This window comes from Alkalibacterium sp. (assembly GCF_046484155.1).
Lineage (GTDB): Bacteria > Bacillota > Bacilli > Lactobacillales > Carnobacteriaceae_A > Alkalibacterium.
The window spans coordinates 1-17,282 of record NZ_JAWOBT010000031.1 but is presented as its reverse complement, the minus strand read 5'-3'; the positions used below and the strand labels follow the sequence as shown (position 1 = coordinate 17,282).

At 41.4% G+C, this 17,282-nt stretch carries 17 protein-coding genes; 7 read left to right on the top strand and 10 right to left on the bottom strand.

What is annotated here, in order from left to right:
• Window positions 1-702: ABC transporter ATP-binding protein (locus tag R6U02_RS02465; RefSeq protein WP_410262053.1), on the bottom strand; the 702-nt coding region annotated here is incomplete at its 3' end.
• A gap of 412 nt (window positions 703-1,114) precedes the next feature.
• Between R6U02_RS02465 and R6U02_RS02460 the strand changes: the two genes are divergently transcribed.
• Window positions 1,115-1,609, top strand: coding sequence for a hypothetical protein (locus tag R6U02_RS02460; protein WP_410262052.1), 495 nt, complete (start codon window positions 1,115-1,117; stop codon window positions 1,607-1,609).
• Between the two features lie 127 nt (window positions 1,610-1,736).
• Here the strand turns inward: R6U02_RS02460 and R6U02_RS02455 are convergent, their stop codons facing one another.
• The 7 genes from R6U02_RS02455 to R6U02_RS02425 all read right to left on the bottom strand — a co-directional run bounded on the left by R6U02_RS02455 (window position 1,737) and on the right by R6U02_RS02425 (window position 8,551).
• Entirely contained in the window at window positions 1,737-2,285 is a 549-nt protein-coding gene (locus R6U02_RS02455; RefSeq protein ID WP_410262051.1) for a cysteine hydrolase family protein, read from the bottom strand.
• 18 nt (window positions 2,286-2,303) lie between these two features.
• Complete coding sequence (locus R6U02_RS02450) at window positions 2,304-2,702, bottom strand: GtrA family protein (RefSeq protein WP_410262050.1); 399 nt, start codon at window positions 2,700-2,702, stop codon at window positions 2,304-2,306.
• A 50-nt stretch (window positions 2,703-2,752) separates the two neighbouring features.
• Window positions 2,753-3,862 carry an NADH-dependent flavin oxidoreductase gene (locus tag R6U02_RS02445; protein WP_410262049.1) on the bottom strand — a complete coding sequence of 370 codons (1,110 nt, stop codon included), beginning with the start codon at window positions 3,860-3,862 and terminating at the stop codon, window positions 2,753-2,755.
• A gap of 120 nt (window positions 3,863-3,982) precedes the next feature.
• Window positions 3,983-4,468: a hypothetical protein gene (locus R6U02_RS02440; protein ID WP_410262048.1), complete on the bottom strand. Its 486-nt coding sequence runs from the start codon at window positions 4,466-4,468 to the stop codon at window positions 3,983-3,985.
• 422 nt (window positions 4,469-4,890) lie between these two features.
• Window positions 4,891-5,628: an SDR family NAD(P)-dependent oxidoreductase gene (locus tag R6U02_RS02435; RefSeq protein WP_410262047.1), complete on the bottom strand. Its 738-nt coding sequence runs from the start codon at window positions 5,626-5,628 to the stop codon at window positions 4,891-4,893.
• Window positions 5,629-5,758: 130 nt separating this feature from the next.
• Window positions 5,759-7,042: an MFS transporter gene (locus R6U02_RS02430; RefSeq protein ID WP_410262046.1), complete on the bottom strand. Its 1,284-nt coding sequence runs from the start codon at window positions 7,040-7,042 to the stop codon at window positions 5,759-5,761.
• 147 nt (window positions 7,043-7,189) lie between these two features.
• The gene (locus R6U02_RS02425; protein ID WP_410262045.1) at window positions 7,190-8,551 is read right to left on the bottom strand and encodes a diguanylate cyclase domain-containing protein; all 1,362 of its coding nucleotides are present in this window, start codon (window positions 8,549-8,551) and stop codon (window positions 7,190-7,192) included.
• Between the two features lie 185 nt (window positions 8,552-8,736).
• Here R6U02_RS02425 and R6U02_RS02420 point away from each other — a divergent pair, with 185 nt between their 5' ends.
• The 5 genes from R6U02_RS02420 (at window position 8,737) to R6U02_RS02400 (ending at window position 14,331) form a co-directional block, all read left to right on the top strand.
• Window positions 8,737-9,624: an SDR family oxidoreductase gene (locus R6U02_RS02420; RefSeq protein WP_410262044.1), complete on the top strand. Its 888-nt coding sequence runs from the start codon at window positions 8,737-8,739 to the stop codon at window positions 9,622-9,624.
• An 84-nt stretch (window positions 9,625-9,708) separates the two neighbouring features.
• Window positions 9,709-10,629 (top strand): alpha/beta hydrolase, encoded by a 921-nt coding sequence (locus tag R6U02_RS02415; protein WP_410262043.1) that lies wholly within the window; start codon window positions 9,709-9,711, stop codon window positions 10,627-10,629.
• Between the two features lie 216 nt (window positions 10,630-10,845).
• A complete protein-coding gene (locus R6U02_RS02410) occupies window positions 10,846-12,612 on the top strand; it encodes a DUF4153 domain-containing protein (RefSeq protein ID WP_410262042.1) in 1,767 nt (588 codons plus the stop codon).
• A 90-nt stretch (window positions 12,613-12,702) separates the two neighbouring features.
• Entirely contained in the window at window positions 12,703-13,515 is an 813-nt protein-coding gene (locus tag R6U02_RS02405) for an aldo/keto reductase (protein WP_410262041.1), read from the top strand.
• A gap of 114 nt (window positions 13,516-13,629) precedes the next feature.
• Entirely contained in the window at window positions 13,630-14,331 is a 702-nt protein-coding gene (locus tag R6U02_RS02400) for an FAD-dependent oxidoreductase (RefSeq protein WP_410262040.1), read from the top strand.
• 701 nt (window positions 14,332-15,032) lie between these two features.
• Here the strand turns inward: R6U02_RS02400 and R6U02_RS02395 are convergent.
• The gene (locus R6U02_RS02395) at window positions 15,033-15,713 is read right to left on the bottom strand and encodes an N-acetylmannosamine-6-phosphate 2-epimerase (RefSeq protein WP_410262039.1); all 681 of its coding nucleotides are present in this window, start codon (window positions 15,711-15,713) and stop codon (window positions 15,033-15,035) included.
• A 177-nt stretch (window positions 15,714-15,890) separates the two neighbouring features.
• Between R6U02_RS02395 and R6U02_RS02390 the strand changes: the two genes are divergently transcribed.
• The gene (locus tag R6U02_RS02390) at window positions 15,891-16,601 is read left to right on the top strand and encodes a GntR family transcriptional regulator (RefSeq protein ID WP_410262038.1); all 711 of its coding nucleotides are present in this window, start codon (window positions 15,891-15,893) and stop codon (window positions 16,599-16,601) included.
• A gap of 324 nt (window positions 16,602-16,925) precedes the next feature.
• Here R6U02_RS02390 and R6U02_RS02385 read toward each other — a convergent pair.
• The coding region (locus R6U02_RS02385) for a plasmid pRiA4b ORF-3 family protein (RefSeq protein WP_410262037.1) at window positions 16,926-17,282 on the bottom strand (357 nt) is incomplete at its 5' end.

The following is a 17,282-nucleotide window of genomic DNA, read 5'->3' as shown; positions in this document are numbered from 1 at the left end:
CACATCGATGCGGATCGTCTCCTCACTGCTCAAGATATCTTTAAGTTCCTGGTTTGTACCGGAAGCGATGATTTCACCGTGATCCATGATGTAGACACGGTCACAGAGCTTTTCCACCTCTTCCATGTAATGGCTGGTGTAGAGGATCGTCATGTTTTTTTCTCTGTTCAGTTTTCTTATCATGTCTAAAATGTAATTGCGCGACTGCGGATCGATCCCTACCGTCGGCTCATCCATGATCAACACTTCCGGTTCGTGTAAAAGGGTTACCCCGATGTTGATACGCCGCTTCATTCCTCCCGAATAGGTCTCGACCCGGTCTTTACTTCTTTCCGTCAGTCCGATCAACTCCAGAACTTCTTCGATGCGCTGTTCTAACTTTTCACCCTTCAAACCGTAGATCCGTCCGAAAAACTTCATGTTTTCATAAGCAGACAATTCTTCATACAAGGCGATTTCCTGCGGGACAACGCCTAAGACCTGGCGTAACTCCTGGGGGTTTTTCAATGCATCCTTGCCCTTAAAATGAACCTCCCCAGAAGTTGGCGGCAGCAGCGTTGACATCATTGAAATGGTCGTCGACTTGCCCGCCCCGTTTGGGCCCAGCAAACCGACCGATTCACCTTCATTTAAATCGAGACTGACATTTTTGACAGCAACATGTTCTTTGAATTTTTTTGTTAATTCTCTGGTCTCTAACATATGTGGCTCCCTTCTCTCCTTTTTCATACTTATAGTATATACAATCAAAGAGACAGCCGCACCCAGTAACCCTTCAAAATTCACGAAAACTATAACATCATATAAAAAGAGTTGCCCTATCTCACGGCGGGTCACTCTCCCATTCCTATCAAGGTCTTCGCCGATATTTCGTTGTATAGAGCAACTGGGATGTCACAAGCTGCATCAGGTGAAACTGATCCAAATCTGGAGGAAGTAAATGTTTATCTTTTTCTATTCACCCTTTCTTAAATAAGGGCTGAAGACTAACTCAGGATCAGGTTATTGGTATTGACAACTCAATTAAAACTAATGGTAGATTTAAGACCGAATATTTGAACACCATTAATTTTTACGATATTATGTTTATACGACGCACCACTTGCTACTCTATATGGTAGGGTTATTAGTTTTGAAAGGAGGATGTTACTTGAGCTTTTATGTGAAACTCAAATTTTTTATAAAAGAGCATGCAGGCAACTCAAATAAATATTTAAAGACGAAAGCAAAAAAGAAATTAACCCGGGCGATATCTATTCAATACAAACACTTTTTTCAAGCTCAAGAAATATCCCCGAATCAAGAAACCATTGATACGATCACAAAGTGTATCATAAAAAAAGATATAACCAACCGATATTATGCTGGTAAACAAGACAAAGATATTATGGAAGTTGACGGAAAAATATATGAGTATGAAAGTTTCCAAACCAAAAATATAAATTTGGTCCCTACTTCTGATGGGGAATTCGAGCTTTATATAGAAAATACCAATTTAGGTCGATTACCAGAAACATTCAGTAAAGATGTGAAAGATTATTTACAGACCACTATTTTTATGGCATTTGCCTACATCAAGGGTGGACCTTCTAAACATTATGATAGATAGACACAACGCATCGTTGAATATGATGAACCTTTTGATCTGAATATTTATATACAATTCAGTTAAAGAAAAAAACTCTCCCAGCATCCTAAAAAGGATCCTGGGAGAGTTTTTTCTTATTCATTTATAATCAAACGACGCTCGCACCCAGGGTATCTTTGAAATGCCCTAACGCCCAGTCATGACCCACTTGATTGAAACTCGCCGTTGCGTCTTTATAGACAACAATGGAAAAGCCTTTATTATAAGCATCCACTGCCGTATGCAACACACAAATGTCTGTGCAAACGCCGACGAGATGAACTTCTGTGATGTCCCGTTCTCTTAATTTGGTTTCCAGGTCTGTGCCATTAAATGCACTGTATCTGGTCTTGTCTGTATAGTAGACCGTCTTGGCCCCTTTGATTTCCTGATAGTAAGCTTCTAAATCACCGTAAAGTAACCGGCCATCTGTTCCTTCAATGTTATGAGGGGGAAACAAATCAGTTTCCGGATGATACGGATCGTTTTCAGTATGTTTATCGATCGTAAACGCCACAAATTCTCCGGCTTCATAAAATTCTTTCGTTAAAGACAGCACTTTGTCGTGAACAGCTTGTCCCGGCTCTCCACACGTTAAGGCACCGTCCTCTGCCACAAAATCATTGGTATAATCAATGTTGATCAATGCTTTTTTCATTATCGTCTTCCTCTCCCTTTATTTATGATTTTTAAAGATGAGTCTTCGACTGACAAAATAGTTGGTAGAAGCAATTACCGTTCCGACACCTATCTTTGCCAAGGTAGGATTCGCACTGAAAAACCTGACCATAACAAATAAACCAAACATATCCAGCGCTGCCCCGGTTGAACGGAATAAAACAAACAAGACAAATTCTCTTATAAAGGCTTTTCGTGTTTTCGTGTGCGTTTTAAATACATACCGTTTATTCACAGTATAAGAGAACAGGATAGATACAGTTACAGCCACTACGTTAGCTATCAGATAATGCCAGCCAATCATCTCGTTCAGCACGTAAAAAGCCAGAATACTAATCGACGCTGTGACCAGACCAAAAAGGAAGTAATCAATGAACTCCTCAAACTTATAATACATTTTTCTCAATATTTCATCCCATTCTTAAGGTCTGTTTCAAGGATTTATCCTTATTTTAAACGGTCCGGCATCATACCTTGCATAAATCCCCAGACACCGTTCGTTAAGCCTAACAGGTCCCGGTCCTCTTCTGCCACGTCATATCTGATCAGGTCTTCTTTACCGGCATAGACTTTTGAGACCCAGTTAGGATCGGCTAACAAGACACGACCTAAAGCAACCAGTTCACTGTCTTGCAACACGGTTTCGGCATCTTCTCCGGTTCTGACGTCTCCCACAGCTATAAACGGGATACGGCCATTTATGTGCTCACGCAGATAAGTGATCATCGGTTTATCCTGATACGCTTCATGTTGTGAGACTTGATCGGATTTTCTTAATGATACATGCAGATAGTCCAAAGGTTTATCACATAACTTTTCGATCAAAAAGAGGGTCTCGTTGAAACGGATCCCCGGTATTTCGATTTCTTCCGGAGAAAAACGATAACCGACAATAAACGGTTCGCTGGCTTCTTTCTTGGCAGCATGCGTCACGGCATCTACCAGTTTGTCAATAAAGGTAAAGCGATTTTCCATACTCCCTCCCCACTGGTCTGTCCGACGATTGGAATGAGGCGAGAAAAACTGTTGAATAAGGTACGTATTCGCTCCGTGAAGCTCGACACCATCAAATCCGGCTTTGATCGCGCGGACCGTGGCTGCTTTGAAGTCCTCGATGATTTGAAGGATTTCCTCTTCCTTCAATTCTCTAGGTATTTCAGAATCAGCTCTTAATGCTCTCACCGAACTCGGGGCGACAGGCTGAACGCCTTTCAAAACAGCGGCATGTGTCATGCGACCTCCGTGATAAAGTTGCAGGATAGCTTTCGTCCCATTCACTTTGATCGAAGAAGCAAGGTCACTCAAACCGGCTAAATGCTTGTCATCGTAAACACCTAGTTCGCCATCCCACCCTTTGCCGTTCTCGGAAACATTGGCTGCGGCAGTTATGACCGCTCCAACCTCTTTACTTCTCATATGATAATAACGCTTTTCATCTTGTGTAATGACCCCATCATAAAAACTCATTTTGGTTGTCATCGGCGCCATTAAAAAGCGGTTCTTTAAAGTTAAGCCATTAGCAAATGAAAATGGCTGTGCATATTTTTGGTTATTCATCGTTATCCTCCTTCAGTCTTTCCTTCTTATTGTACCGATTGGAGAAATGAAACACAATTTTAATGCAAAAAAAAAACAGTCAGATGGGGGTTACCCACCGGACTGAAGTAAGAGATCATATTAAGCTTGATTGGAGGGCAGTTGAGGATAAACGTCTTGAACCGTTTGCGTAGGATCGATCACAATATAAAGGGTCTCGTCCATAAGTGCCGAAGTTTGATAGGCATTGTCCTGCCCCTCATTATCAAGCGCTTTGTATGGGAAATAGATCGTATCTTTCTCTACATCCATAAGTTTTTCGCCACTCTTATCATCGCGATATAAAATATCCATTTTTTCAATATCCTGGAATTTTTTGATACGGGCAAACATCCCCGCTTCTAATCCGCCTTTATTGATATCGTTGGAATTGACATGGTCGGCTTCTTTGTAAATTTCGATTTTCAAAGATTCACATGGGCGAATTTCCTGAAAATCGCTGGTTCCAATTCGACCAAAGCTGGTTGTTATTTGTTTGATCCATAAGTCACCGATTTGGTCGCGTTTCACTGTCATGGTCTCACCATTTTTGAATAAAAAGCGTAAAGCAGACATTACTTTTTTCATGATCTGATCACTCCTAATTTTTTTATATGTGAATAGTTTAACAAAAAACACTGAATAAATAAAGCTTTATTTCAAATCCGAAAAAGTGTTGCACCCATATTATACCTGATTGAATAATCTATTTTCAAGTGTAGTTTGAATAGAGTTTTCAGAGACCTCTATCAGTTTGGTCGCTAAGGGGGTATCTTTGCTTTGCTGAAAGCTGGAACCCTTGAGAATCAAACGGGGGTTTAGTCGTTTATTTCTAATCCTTCCGTCTCTTTTAGTGAAATGGAGCTGATTATGACCAGTATTGAAAGCTTTCTTTAAATACGATCATTTCGATCAACATTGGTGGAAACGGATCCGGACGGATCCGTTTCTCCTTTCAAAGTTAGAAGCAGCTATTCATTTACCTTGCCTTCATATCTGCTTCTAGTCAGTCATCTTCCGACGACCCAGCCACCGTCCATGGTTACAGTGGACCCATTCATATAGTTAGAATCTTCTGACGCGAGAAAAACAGCGAGTGCCGCCACTTCTTCCGGTTTCCCTGCTCGTTTCGCCGGAATGTCTTTCAGACGTTCATCCTCGATCCCTTCCGTCATCGGTGTCTTAATGAATCCTGGTGCGATCAGATTGGATTTGATCCCTTCCCCCCCAAAATCATAGGCTAGCTGCTTCGTGAAGCCTTCCAATGCATGCTTGGATGTGACGTAAGCAGATCCCCCGGGTCCAGCCACATGCGTCGCCTGAGATCCGACGTTCACGATCGTTCCGCTGCCTTGTTCTACGAAGTGAGGCAAGACCGCTTTCGTTGCTAAATAGGGTCCTTTCAGATTAACCGCCATCAATTTATCGTACTCGTCTTCTTCAATTTCTACCGCCGTTTTGTAACTGTCATGAATACCGGCGCCGTTGTAAAGGATATCGATGTGTCCAAAAGCCTCGATTGTTTTATCGACAACGGCTTTAATTTCAGCTGCTTTTGTCACATCGGCTTTCGCAAATAACGCTTCTCCACCGTTACCTTTGATTTCTCCTACAATACGGTCCCCATCTTCTTCGTCACGACCTACCACGATCACTCTGGCTCCTTCATTTGCATACGCCTTAGCGGTCGCTTCGCCGATTCCAGATGTCCCGCCAAAAATGATGGCCACTTTGTCTTTCAATTTCATTATACTTCTCCTTTCGATAAATAATCTACCTCTTAAGGTTACATTAAATGGCGTTTGTTTTTCAAAAAAAAGCACTTAAAAAGCCCTTATCCGACTTTTGGACAAGGGCTCTCGCTCGTTAGAGTCTATTTTATTTAGCTTGTACAGCTTTTTGATCTGCTGGGGTCGGTGCGGGAGACTTAAACATCAAAACACTTGCCAGTATGGGTAGGATCAATGACACGAGCATGATTTCTGTATAGCCACCCAATACATCAAAAGCGATACCAAAAGGAAGCGGACCTAAGGCGGATCCGATAACCATAGCTGACATCGCCACGCCCCTAATTTTACCAAGATTCGCACGCCCGTAATAATCTGCCCAGATGATGTTGGACGATACCCCGTCAAAGGCAATGAAAATCCCTTGAAGTACGGCAAAGACGATCAATAATGACGCATGTTCAGCATATGTAAGTAATAAAATGACCACGACATACAGCACAAAACTCCAGGCTTTAACGATATTCACTTTTACCCTCTCTAAAGTGAATCCAGCAACAAAGGTCATTCCCATCTGCACCAGGGCGATGGTACTGAGTAAATACGCGGCAAAAGCCGTGTCGTGACCTTTTTCAGAAATGATCGATACCATATGAAAGACCATTGCGGTATTGACTAGGGAGGGAACCACTGACGAATACATCAAAAACCAGAAGGTGCGTGTCTTTTTTGCTTCCTGCAGCGTCCATGATTTCAATTTTTCTTTTTTGGCTAGCTCTTCATTCGAAAAGTCCTGTGTTTCAGCAGACTCAACCGGTTTAACCCCATCAAGCTGCAGGCCCATGTCTTCTGGACGATTGCGTATCAATAAAGCTGCGGCAGGAAGCATGATCGTTAGCATCAACGCTGCCCAAAAAAGCCAGGTAGCAGATAATCCGTACGTTTGAATCAAAAAGTTATTGAGCGGCGGAACTAAAGCCGAACCTAAGACGCCACCTATCGAAATCAACGATAACGCCCTGCCCCGTTTTTTCTCGAACCACTGAGGGATCAAAACGGAAGGAATCAATGTCAACGATCCTTGTCCAAACATCCGAATGAACAGGAAACCGATCAGGATCATCCACGGGGCACTGATGGCACTCATCCATAACAAGGTTGCTCCGAATAGGCCTGCCACGATCACTGTCGCTTTTCGGTGTCCCTGTTTATCAATTATATCTCCCACAAAGGGCATGGATAAACCGGAAACTAAAGTAGCAATGGAATAGAAACTGGATATCTGACTCCGGCTCCATCCAAATTCTTCAATATAAAAATCTATAAAGATGGAAACGGAAAATGTCTGTCCCGGTGCCGAGAAGAATACACTCAAAGCTCCGATCGCGACAATTACCCAGCCATAATAAAATGGCAATTCTTTCTTTTTCATAATTAGTCTTCATCCTTTATGTATGATCTTTACAATCTATCATACCTGTGACACGCCAAAAAAGCCATGATAAATGGGCTTTTTCCTAAATAATCAGTAAACAGGCTGATTATCTGAATGACCATTGAATCGTGACTGTGCTTATAGTTATGATTCTAAATCTGTTTGCTTGAACGGTGACATGGCTATTATTTTTTTTGTCGTTTTATCTCGGTACATTTTTTTATCTACGATTTCATAGAGATGGTTAAATGGCAGCCACTGACTGATCAAAGTGTGTCCCACCGATATAGACGGATGAATGATCTTGTTTTTATAGAGGATCGGTTTTTCTATCCGCTCGATCACACGCTCTTTTATTTTTTCGAGTTCTTCTTCAGACTCCGTATCTTTAACTAGTATCATCATCTCGTCGCCACCAATACGGCCGATTAGATCAGATTTCTTCAAGGCGTGCACTAATCGGTCAGCTGTTATGGCTAAAACCTTATCCCCGACTAAATGACCGTGTGTATCGTTGATCAGTTTGAAATCATTAAAATCAATGAGCAGTAACCCATTTTTCTTTGCTGAATGTTTTAATACATTTTTTGCAGATTGTTCAAATGTTTTTTTATTCAGTAAACACGTCAGGGCATCGGTCCGTGATAATTCTCTCTTAGTAAGATATTGATGAACAAAAATCAAAACGAGTTTGAAAATAATCAGGATAAACACATAAAAGATGAGGGTCTCCATACTATGATAATGTATGTTTCTATTCCAGCCATTCGTCGGAATGAGCGCAATTATCCAATTGTTCTCAGGCAATAAAATCGAAGCTGTTACAGCCTCAGAGTCTGATTCAAAGACATCCTCCTCGCCCCAGAAAACAGGTTGTGACCGAGCAGATTCAACTTTGATGGCATAATCATATCCGGGCAAATCATTTGATAAAAGACTGTTTTCTACTAAAAGATCAAAATCGACTGTCACACTGGCGAATCCCCAAATTTCTTCCGTGTTTCCTGATTCAATGAACACCGCTTTACGATTAAATATTTTATTGCCGCCCTGTATAGCTTCAACGGGACCTTGTGCTACTGCTGTCCGTTTTATTATCGCTTCTTCCAGAAAGAGCTTACGATCCGGCTCCTCCAGCAAGTTATACCCAATGGCTGCTTCGTTTCCTTCTAAGGGATAAATATAATGAATAATGCCATCTTTCGCTAAACTGACATGATCTACCAGTGGATTGCGCTCAATTATAAATTCACTGTAGGCATGCAATTCTTTTTCTGTGATGTCAGGATCATGACTGACGATCATTTCAAAAAAATCTGCGTAGAATAAACTACTATCCAGCTGGACCTGAATGTCATCACGAACGACGTTTAAATGATGACTGGCCTGCGTTCTTGAGTCTTCATATAATTGTTCATTGTACTGAATATGTAGATTATTAACAGGTATATATAAAAGAAAAGCTGCTAAAGCAGCCGCAACAATCGATATCATCCACTTTTTCATATTACTTAACCTCTCTTTCTGGTTATAAGTATAGCCATTATACACTATATTATACAAAAAAGAGAAGCTATAAGAGTTAATGTTCACAATTTAATTCGAATATGTACTAAAAGTCATAATGATTGAGCCTTTAAAGATATAAGGTTACACTAAAATAAATCCGTAAAGAAATGAGGAGAGTATTCATGGTTAAGCACCAGACCGATCCCACTAAAAAGTATTACTCCGGTAAGTTTCCCAAACAGTATCAAAATCCTCCCGGTCTCCAAAAAGACATGAAACCTAAACCGGATTGTGGTGAAGAATCTTATCGTGGAACGGGGCAACTTGAAGACAAGAAAATTTTGATTACAGGTGGTGACTCTGGCATCGGACGGGCTGCGGCTATCGCCTATGCCCGTGAAGGCGCGGATATTGCGCTGAATTATCTACCAGAAGAGCAGGCCGATGCCCTGGAAGTCAAAGAACTGATTGAAAAAGAAGGACGCCGCGTTTTCCTGATTCCAGGCGACTTATCGAATGAAGCGTTCAATCAGCAAATGGTAAAAGAGGCGCACGATAAATTAGGTGGGCTGGATGTCCTCGCCCTTGTCGCCGGGATGCAGCAGTCGGTAGAGGACATCACTGGGTTGACTACCGAACAATTACGCAGAACATTTTCAGTCAATGTCTTTTCCTTGTTCTGGACGGTTAAAGCCGCCTTGCCTTATTTAGAGAAAGGCGCATCGATCATCACCACAACCTCAGTCCAGGGATATAATCCATCTGAAAATTTACTGGACTACGCTTCCACAAAATTTGCGATCAATGGTTTCACACGCGGGCTGGCCAAGCAGCTTGGTCCGAAAGGCATTCGCGTCAATTCCATTGCCCCCGGCCCTATCTGGACTGCTCTTCAAATTTCGGGTGGCCAGCCACAAGAAAAAATCCCAGAGTTTGGACAAGGCGTCCCTTTACAGCGCGCCGGGCAACCCGCCGAGTTAGCAGCTATGTATGTATATCTGGCTTCGGACAAATCAAGCTATGTGACGGCGCAAGTGTATGGAATCACCGGCGGGATCGAACTCGCTTAGACTTGGCAGTCTTTTAGTTTCCCTGCTTCTACGACTAGCAGGGAAGCTTTTTCTGTTGACTATACTATGGAAATGAGGATAATTATGAACCAGTTTTCGATACATAACAGCGTCAAAAAGTACAAACCGCTTTCCCTTCTCCTCTCTCCTATTCTCCTCCCGCTGCTCAACGGTTCTCTTGCGCTTGCTCGCAATGCCGTCCGGTTGCCTGAAGGAGTGACAGAAAAGCGTATTCGTGTCTCGACCACGGATGGGGATATGATCACGTTAATTATCTACACCCCTGACCACGTCAAGAATCAGTCACCTGCCCTGATTTATTTTTATGGTAGTTCCTACTTTTTGACCCGTACCCCACACATCAAACGTCTGACGGCGGAATATGCCCTGCGGACGAATGCCATCGTGATCGACGTAGATTATCGTTTGGCACCGCACCACCCTTTCCCGGACCCTTTTTACGATGCAGTGAAGGCGAGCGAATGGGTAGTGAACCATACTGACTATCTCGGTATCGATCCCGATAAATTGGCAATCGGTGGAGACAGTTCAGGTGCGACTTTAGCCAGCAATGTCACGTTATATTACAGGAATAACGGATCACACCCCTTTTTTTATCAGTTCCTTATCTATCCTGTGACGGATGTCCGGATGCGTTCGAAGTCCCTGCACGAATTTCCTTATTGGAGCGTGAAACTCAATAAAATGATGTGGTCGCTTTACATCAGAGATGAACTAGCTTTGCCCAATGAATATGCTTCACCTATGGAAGCCGACTCATTCAGTGGACTGCCGTCCGCTTACGTTGAAGTATGTGAGTATGATCCGTTGAGAGACGAAGGACTGCTGTTTGCTAAAGCGCTTGAACGAGCGGGGATCAAGGTGCAGACTCACTGTGTACCAAATGCTTTTCATTCATTTGACCTTTTTGCGGCCAGCGAGTTGACTAAAAAGACAATGAAAACACGTGTCGAAGTCTTGAATCAGGCATTTTATGACGAATGACGGAAGTCACTATTCAACTGAATAATGGTTTAGCACAAGAGAGTGGGCTTTGTTCCAGTCTCTTTCTTCTTCTGATTAACACCCTGTTCACCTGGATCAGACGTGATGTAAACAGCAGACGAATGCATCTTCTTGCATTATTCTATATAATTGCTAATTTTGTCATGAAGTCGTAAACTAAAGTTAATAAAAATTTCACAATTGGAGGAGATCATCATGTCTGTAAAAAATTGGCTAATAGAAAGGAAAACGCAGTGGTTAGCGACTTTTTCTCGTTTTCCAGTTGCCATCGCCCTGCTTGTTTTAGCTGTTATGTTTACTCTGGCCACCATTCGGTCTGATGGCGACCCGGATTATATGAATCACGTGATGAGTATCGGACTAGGCGTGCTGCTGGTTGTATCCATCCAGCTCTATTCTGAACGTCTGTCTCTGGATAAATTATATTTGTGGGGGATCAAGTTAGCTAGTTTGATTTTACCGCTTTTATATTATTTCTATTTAAGACAAGCCCCTTTAGGGTTCAGTCAGTCAGGCTCGGTGCGCACCATCGTTTTATATTTCATCCTGGTCGTCTTGCTGCTGGTGACGCCCACACTACGCTCTCACCTTACGTTTAGCGATTCACTGATCGTTTTTATTAAGGCCTTCTTCTCGAGCTTACTCATTTCAGTCATCTTGTTTATTGGGATCAGTGCGATCTTGAGTGCCTACACAACCTTGATCTATGAAATAGATTATCGCTGGTTCTCTTACAGCGCCACCATCGTCTACCTTTTTGTCGGACCGGTTTATCTGCTTTCAAGATTGCCCGTATTTGATGAAAAGAAACACGACTTAACAATAAACGAAGCGAAGAGTATCCCACCCTTACTTGAAATCCTGATTGCCTATATCATTATTCCAGTGCTGCTCGTTTTCAGTGCTATTCTGATTGCCTATATACTGATCAATATTTCAGGTGAGTTCTGGAAAGATAATTTGATGGAACCGATGCTGATCAGCTATACGATCATTGGTATTATCACCCTCTTTTTAACTGAAAATGTGGACAAAAACATTTCTCGTTTATTCAGCCGTTTTTTTCCTTATTTATTGCTTGTTATTGCCATCTTTCAGACGGTTTCATCCAGCCTGAAAACTTATGACATCGGGCTTACTCATGGCCGTTATTTCGTACTGCTGTTTGGTATTTTTTCTATCATCAGTACGCTTGTCTACAGTTTCCTGAAATCCAAAAAGATACTGATCCCTTTCTTACTGATAGGTTTAGGTGTGATATCGATCCTTCCGATGATCGATGCTGTTTCCATCGGCATCAGCAATCAACTGAACAAAGTGAACAGCATAGTTGAATCGGCTGAAATAGATGAAGAGACGACCGAACAGTTGGATGACGCGTTATCCGATGAAGAAAAAGCAAAATTCAGTTACAGCATGAATTACCTGAATCAGCAGGAACAATTGGATCAGCTCGATTGGCTGCCGGATGATTTTGATTATTACCGCGATTTTGAACAGACCTTTGGCTTTGATTCCGGTTTTCATTACTATTATGGTACTGACATCGATGGACCCGGTCAATCAGGTCCACGTAATGCCTTTATTGAACTTGATTATTCACAGCCGAATGTGTTCCCCATGACTGGTGTGGATGAATTAGTGGAATTATCGACCTATCTGGGTAGTGAGATCGATGTCGATTTAGATACAGAGCCGTACTCTTTGAAATTTGTCGCAGAAAGCGATGAATTAAGTGTCGAACTGCTGGAAAACGACTCGTCAGTTCTGATGTACGACCTATCTGCTATTAAAGAACAAGCGTGGGAAGTTCCCATGGAAGATACGCAACAACCTTTAGAAGAAATGACGTTCACAGAAGAAAATGATGACGCTCGATTAACAGTCATCGTTAGACGTCTGGAATTGGGTGAAGATTCTTATATCGAAGGTGAATTCTTGATTTTAATCACCTATAAATAGCATTTTTCAAATCACAAACAAAAAGTAAGCATTTTCATCTTGTTTACGTTATACTGAAAAAGTATTGAATTTTTAGGAGGAATGTAAAAAATGAAGAAACAAGAATTTACTTTTCACAATGGTGTAACGATTCCAAGTATTGGATTTGGTACATGGCAAATCCCTAACAGCGAAGCATATGATGCAGTGACGATGGCACTTAAAAACGGCTACACTCACATCGATACTGCTTTAGCTTACCGCAACGAAGAAAATGTAGGGAAAGCGATTCGTGACTTTGACTTACCGAGAGAAGATATTTTCATTACAAGCAAGTTGCCTGCTCAAACTAAAGGCTATGATGAAACACTTGAGGCATTCAACGAAACAATCACTAATTTAGGTGTCGACTATCTTGATTTGTACCTTATCCATGCCCCTTGGCCTTGGGATGAAATAGGCAAGGATTGTACTGAAGGAAATGTTCAGTCATGGAAAGCAATGGAAAAATTGTATAATGATGGAAAAATTAAAGCGATCGGTGTCTCAAACTTTGAAATCAAACACCTGCAACCGATTTTAGATCAATGTGATATCGTCCCAATGGCTGATCAAATCCCATTTTATGTTGGTAAAGATCAGGAAGAATTGTTAGCCTTCTGTAAAGAGCATAATATCGTTGTAGAAGCCTATTCACCTTTAGCAACTGGTCAAGTATTAGACATGCCGGAACTTAAAGACATGGCTGAAAAATACGGCGTAACAGTTGCTCAGCTGGCTATCCGTTACTGTCTGGAAAGAGATACGCTTCCTCTACCAAAATCAACACATGAAGGACGTATCAAGCAGAACAGAGAGCTGGACTTTGAAATATCTGATGAAGATGTTAAAACACTTAAAAAAATCAGAGATGTGCGTAAATAATTAATCGCTAAAATATAAACCCGTTAACTGATTAAGCTTTCTTAGTGAGTTAACGGGTTTTTACTATTCATTTTTCTTTTTAAAAAATGCACTATCGAAAGGAGTAAATTAAAAATGAAAATCACCGATTTTACGGGCATATTTAGCCGAACGAGTTTGACCATTGATTCGATCGACAATCCACACGATGATTATTATGTTATTACATTTGATTATCCAGAAGGACTCACGTGGGATCCAGGAGAACATGGAATATTTACCCTTCCAGGCAAGAAAGTAAAAGGACGCTCTTTCCGGATTTTTTCAGTCGCTTCCTCCCCTTCGGAAAACAAACTGTTGATCGCTACCCATGCCAATGAACCTGTCAGCGGTTTCAAGCAGGCTCTTTTCTCTCTTTCTAAAGGAGATAAAGTAAATATGGTCGGTCCTTTTGGGTGGTACAAAGTGAAAGATGCAACCTCTCCTGTCGTTTTGATCGCAGCCGGCATTGGTATTACAGCCAACCGGGCCATGATCAAACAGCTTGAACATGACACGCGCCGAGATGTTTTTCTTGTCTATTCATCTTCTGACACCCATTTATTTAAAGAAGAATTAGACCGCATCGCTTTAAGCAATCCAAAATTCCGTCCATTCTACACAACGGGTCGTGACCAAACCCGGGAGACCTATTTGAAATTGGCGGAAAACTTGGGCAATGATGCCACCTATTATGTAGCTGGCAAACCAAAAAGTGTCAAAGATATCAGTAAACGTTTAAGAGAAAACAATATTAATTTTACACACATTGTGTTTGATTATTATCTCGGATATTAAAAAGAAGCCTTCGACTCGAAAGAGTCGAAGGCTTTCCTTATATCATCAATTTTTTTTGAAAAAAGTGACCACTGAAGAGCTTTTCCAACTTCAGTGGCCACTTGAAAGATAAGTAGTCACCACTCAATGAATCTCTGTTTCAGAGTTAGCACTATCCTGGTCGTTTAGTGACTGCTCAGAAGTCACCGACTGATGGCTGGTCACTTGTCCCCCTCTTTACTGACCACTCATAAGCTGCTGCGTGACGAGTTGGCGCTCGAAGGGTACTGTAGTGACCACTCCAGTGCTTTTATCCGGTGAGCGGGCTTTTTCGACGCTCTGTAATACCCACTCACGAAATACTTGAAAATGAGTGATCCCTAATTGATAACGCTAATGCTCACTCACTATATAACATTCGTTGAGTGGATACCTGACCGGTACCCTACTGACTACTCAAAGAATAAAGCGACCGAATGGGTACTTATCCGTGCTCACCAACCTAAACAATGCCCTGCTTCGAGCTTCATATTGTCCATACTCGCCCACGAAGACGAGTATGCCTTTCTCAACTTGCAAAGGTCGTGGAAACTGACCCAGCGGGGTCAGTTTCCTCTTTCCAGAAATGAAAAAAGTGGACGCAGAAGGACGAACCCTGAAGTCAAACGAGTAGCGTTTGACTTCAGGGTTCGTCGTCGATCCATTGTCCACTTTTTTAGTATTTACTCACTCATCTTATCAACGAAGCGTTTAGTGATCACTTGTGGCCGCGTGATCGCACTGCCAACGACAACAGCATAGGCACCATGATCTAAACAGGCTTTAGCTCGTTCTGGGGTATTGAGATTTCCTTCAGCAATTACCGGGATAGAAATGGCAGCCAAGTATTCTTTTAACATCGCATAATCATTCTCAAAAATCGACTGATCTTTAGTGTAGCTGGTGTAACCGACCAAGGTTGTAGAAACCACGTCAAATCCTAAGCGTTCAGCTTCCACCCCTTCTTCAACGGTCGACGTATCAGCCATCAGTAAAACATCATCATACTTTTCACGAATCGCCTTTATGAAATCTTCCAATGTTTCACCTTTTGGTCTTACTTGTTTTGTGGCATCGAGTGCGATCATGTCACAACCCACGTCCATTAATTCGTCCACTTCTTTCATTGTCGCTGTAATATAGACATTTGTGTCCGGATAATGTCTTTTGACTATGCCGATAATAGGCAGAGAGGTTTGTTTTTTTATTTCTGCGATATCTTCCTTTGAATTGGCGCGAATGCCTACTGCACCACCTTCCGTTGCTGCTTTGGCCATACGACCCATGATAAATGAACTATGTAACGGTTCATCGGATATTGCCTGGCAAGAAACAATTAAGCCTTTTTTAAAATTATTTAACATTTTTAGCCCTCCTAATGCTTGATTTTTCCTACTATTAAGTATATCATATTTAATATATGAGATGTTATTTAATCGGATGTTACAAATGTATACTTATCATGTAATGGTACTGTGTTTTTCATTCCGTATGGTATACTCAAAAACGTGAGTCGATTCTATATGAAAGTGAGGTGCGTTATGAAAAAATATGAAGAAATTTATACCGATATCAAAGAAAAAATAATAAATGGCGATTATACTGCGACCGAACAGCTGCCTTTCGAAAAAGATTTATGCGAAAGTTATAATACGAGCAAGATGACAGTTAAGCGTGCCCTTGACTTATTAGTTGAAGAAGGTTTAATTATCAAACGCCGCGGTTCCGGAACGTTTGTCAAAGACTTAAGTGAAAAAGAAATTGTCCGTATCACTCAGACTAACCAAATTAGTGGTTTAACTTCATTCTACAATAACAAAAAAGTAAAAAGCAACATATTGACGTTTAAAGTTGTCCAGGCCAATGAAATTGTTCAAGACAAACTGAATCTCAAACCCGAAAGTTTTGTCTACGATATCCATCGCGTACGAATCGTTGATGATAAACCGGTCGTGATCGAACAGACCTACATTCCGATCGAACGTGTTCCTGGATTAGAGAAAAAACATCTTGAGGGTTCTATCTATAAATACATCACTGACGATTTAGGTTTAACGATTCAAAGTGCACATCGTCGTTTCACCGTAAAAAAAGCCAGTGACGAAGAAGCAGGCTATCTTGCTATCGAGCATAATGATCCGATAGCAGTAACTGAACAGATCGCTTACTTGGATACAGGCGATTCGATCGAATACTGTGTGACGAAACATCGCTCAGATAGCTTTGTTGCCGAAACAATAATTACGAAATAACAAATTATCGTTGCATTAAAGACTAGTCCGATTCTCTCGCTTAACTAACGTGAGAGAGTCGGAACTAGTCTTTTTGCTTTCTCCGCTCTTTAAATATTAGAAAAATTTGAATCCGGTAATTGCTCTTGCCCTGCATCGAGAGTCATCCTTCAGTTGAAACTGAGGGTTCTCACTCTGACACTCATTACAAATTCGCTATCGTTACTATCAATCATACCATATAACGCTATTTTTATAGCCCTGTTTACCTAATAAAAATAAGGAAATTTCCTGACGTCATTGTTTGTAAGCTTAACCTAACAAGGACCTAAGGAACGAACCACATTAAGTATGCATTTTTTTCAGCTCATGATTAAAATGATTGACATCATTATAAATCATCAGACGTGATAAATAATCGTTGGCCCATTCTTTAATAACGCTGTGTTCATCATGTGTTGGATCGTTGATGACTTCCAGAAAATAGTGATAGCCTGGAGGTCCCCCGACGTTTTCAGGTACTGGATCACCCGACATGAGCATCAATTTAGGAAACATTCGCTTCTTCTCGGAATAAAATTTCCTTGCTCGAATGGAATGTTCCCACGAATCTCCGAAATCGTAAACATACGTGATGACGCCGTTCTCTTCTGGTGTGATCACATCAGCTAATTTCAACTGACTCGCAGTATACGCTTCTTG

Excerpts from the sequence above, each read along its gene's own strand:
- R6U02_RS02460 (WP_410262052.1), top strand. The coding sequence starts at position 1,115 with ATGGTAGGGTTATTAGTTTTGAAAGGAGGATGTTACTTGAGCTTTTAT.
- R6U02_RS02390 (WP_410262038.1), top strand. The coding sequence starts at position 15,891 with ATGAAAAAATATGAAGAAATTTATACCGATATCAAAGAAAAAATAATA.
- R6U02_RS02445 (WP_410262049.1), bottom strand. The coding sequence starts at position 3,862 with ATGAATAACCAAAAATATGCACAGCCATTTTCATTTGCTAATGGCTTA.
- R6U02_RS02415 (WP_410262043.1), top strand. The coding sequence starts at position 9,709 with ATGAACCAGTTTTCGATACATAACAGCGTCAAAAAGTACAAACCGCTT.
- R6U02_RS02410 (WP_410262042.1), top strand. The coding sequence starts at position 10,846 with ATGTCTGTAAAAAATTGGCTAATAGAAAGGAAAACGCAGTGGTTAGCG.
- R6U02_RS02420 (WP_410262044.1), top strand. The coding sequence starts at position 8,737 with ATGGTTAAGCACCAGACCGATCCCACTAAAAAGTATTACTCCGGTAAG.
- R6U02_RS02440 (WP_410262048.1), bottom strand. The coding sequence starts at position 4,468 with ATGAAAAAAGTAATGTCTGCTTTACGCTTTTTATTCAAAAATGGTGAG.
- R6U02_RS02450 (WP_410262050.1), bottom strand. The coding sequence starts at position 2,702 with ATGTATTATAAGTTTGAGGAGTTCATTGATTACTTCCTTTTTGGTCTG.
- R6U02_RS02455 (WP_410262051.1), bottom strand. The coding sequence starts at position 2,285 with ATGAAAAAAGCATTGATCAACATTGATTATACCAATGATTTTGTGGCA.
- R6U02_RS02430 (WP_410262046.1), bottom strand. The coding sequence starts at position 7,042 with ATGAAAAAGAAAGAATTGCCATTTTATTATGGCTGGGTAATTGTCGCG.
- R6U02_RS02405 (WP_410262041.1), top strand. The coding sequence starts at position 12,703 with ATGAAGAAACAAGAATTTACTTTTCACAATGGTGTAACGATTCCAAGT.
- R6U02_RS02400 (WP_410262040.1), top strand. The coding sequence starts at position 13,630 with ATGAAAATCACCGATTTTACGGGCATATTTAGCCGAACGAGTTTGACC.
- R6U02_RS02395 (WP_410262039.1), bottom strand. The coding sequence starts at position 15,713 with ATGTTAAATAATTTTAAAAAAGGCTTAATTGTTTCTTGCCAGGCAATA.
- R6U02_RS02435 (WP_410262047.1), bottom strand. The coding sequence starts at position 5,628 with ATGAAATTGAAAGACAAAGTGGCCATCATTTTTGGCGGGACATCTGGA.
- R6U02_RS02425 (WP_410262045.1), bottom strand. The coding sequence starts at position 8,551 with ATGAAAAAGTGGATGATATCGATTGTTGCGGCTGCTTTAGCAGCTTTT.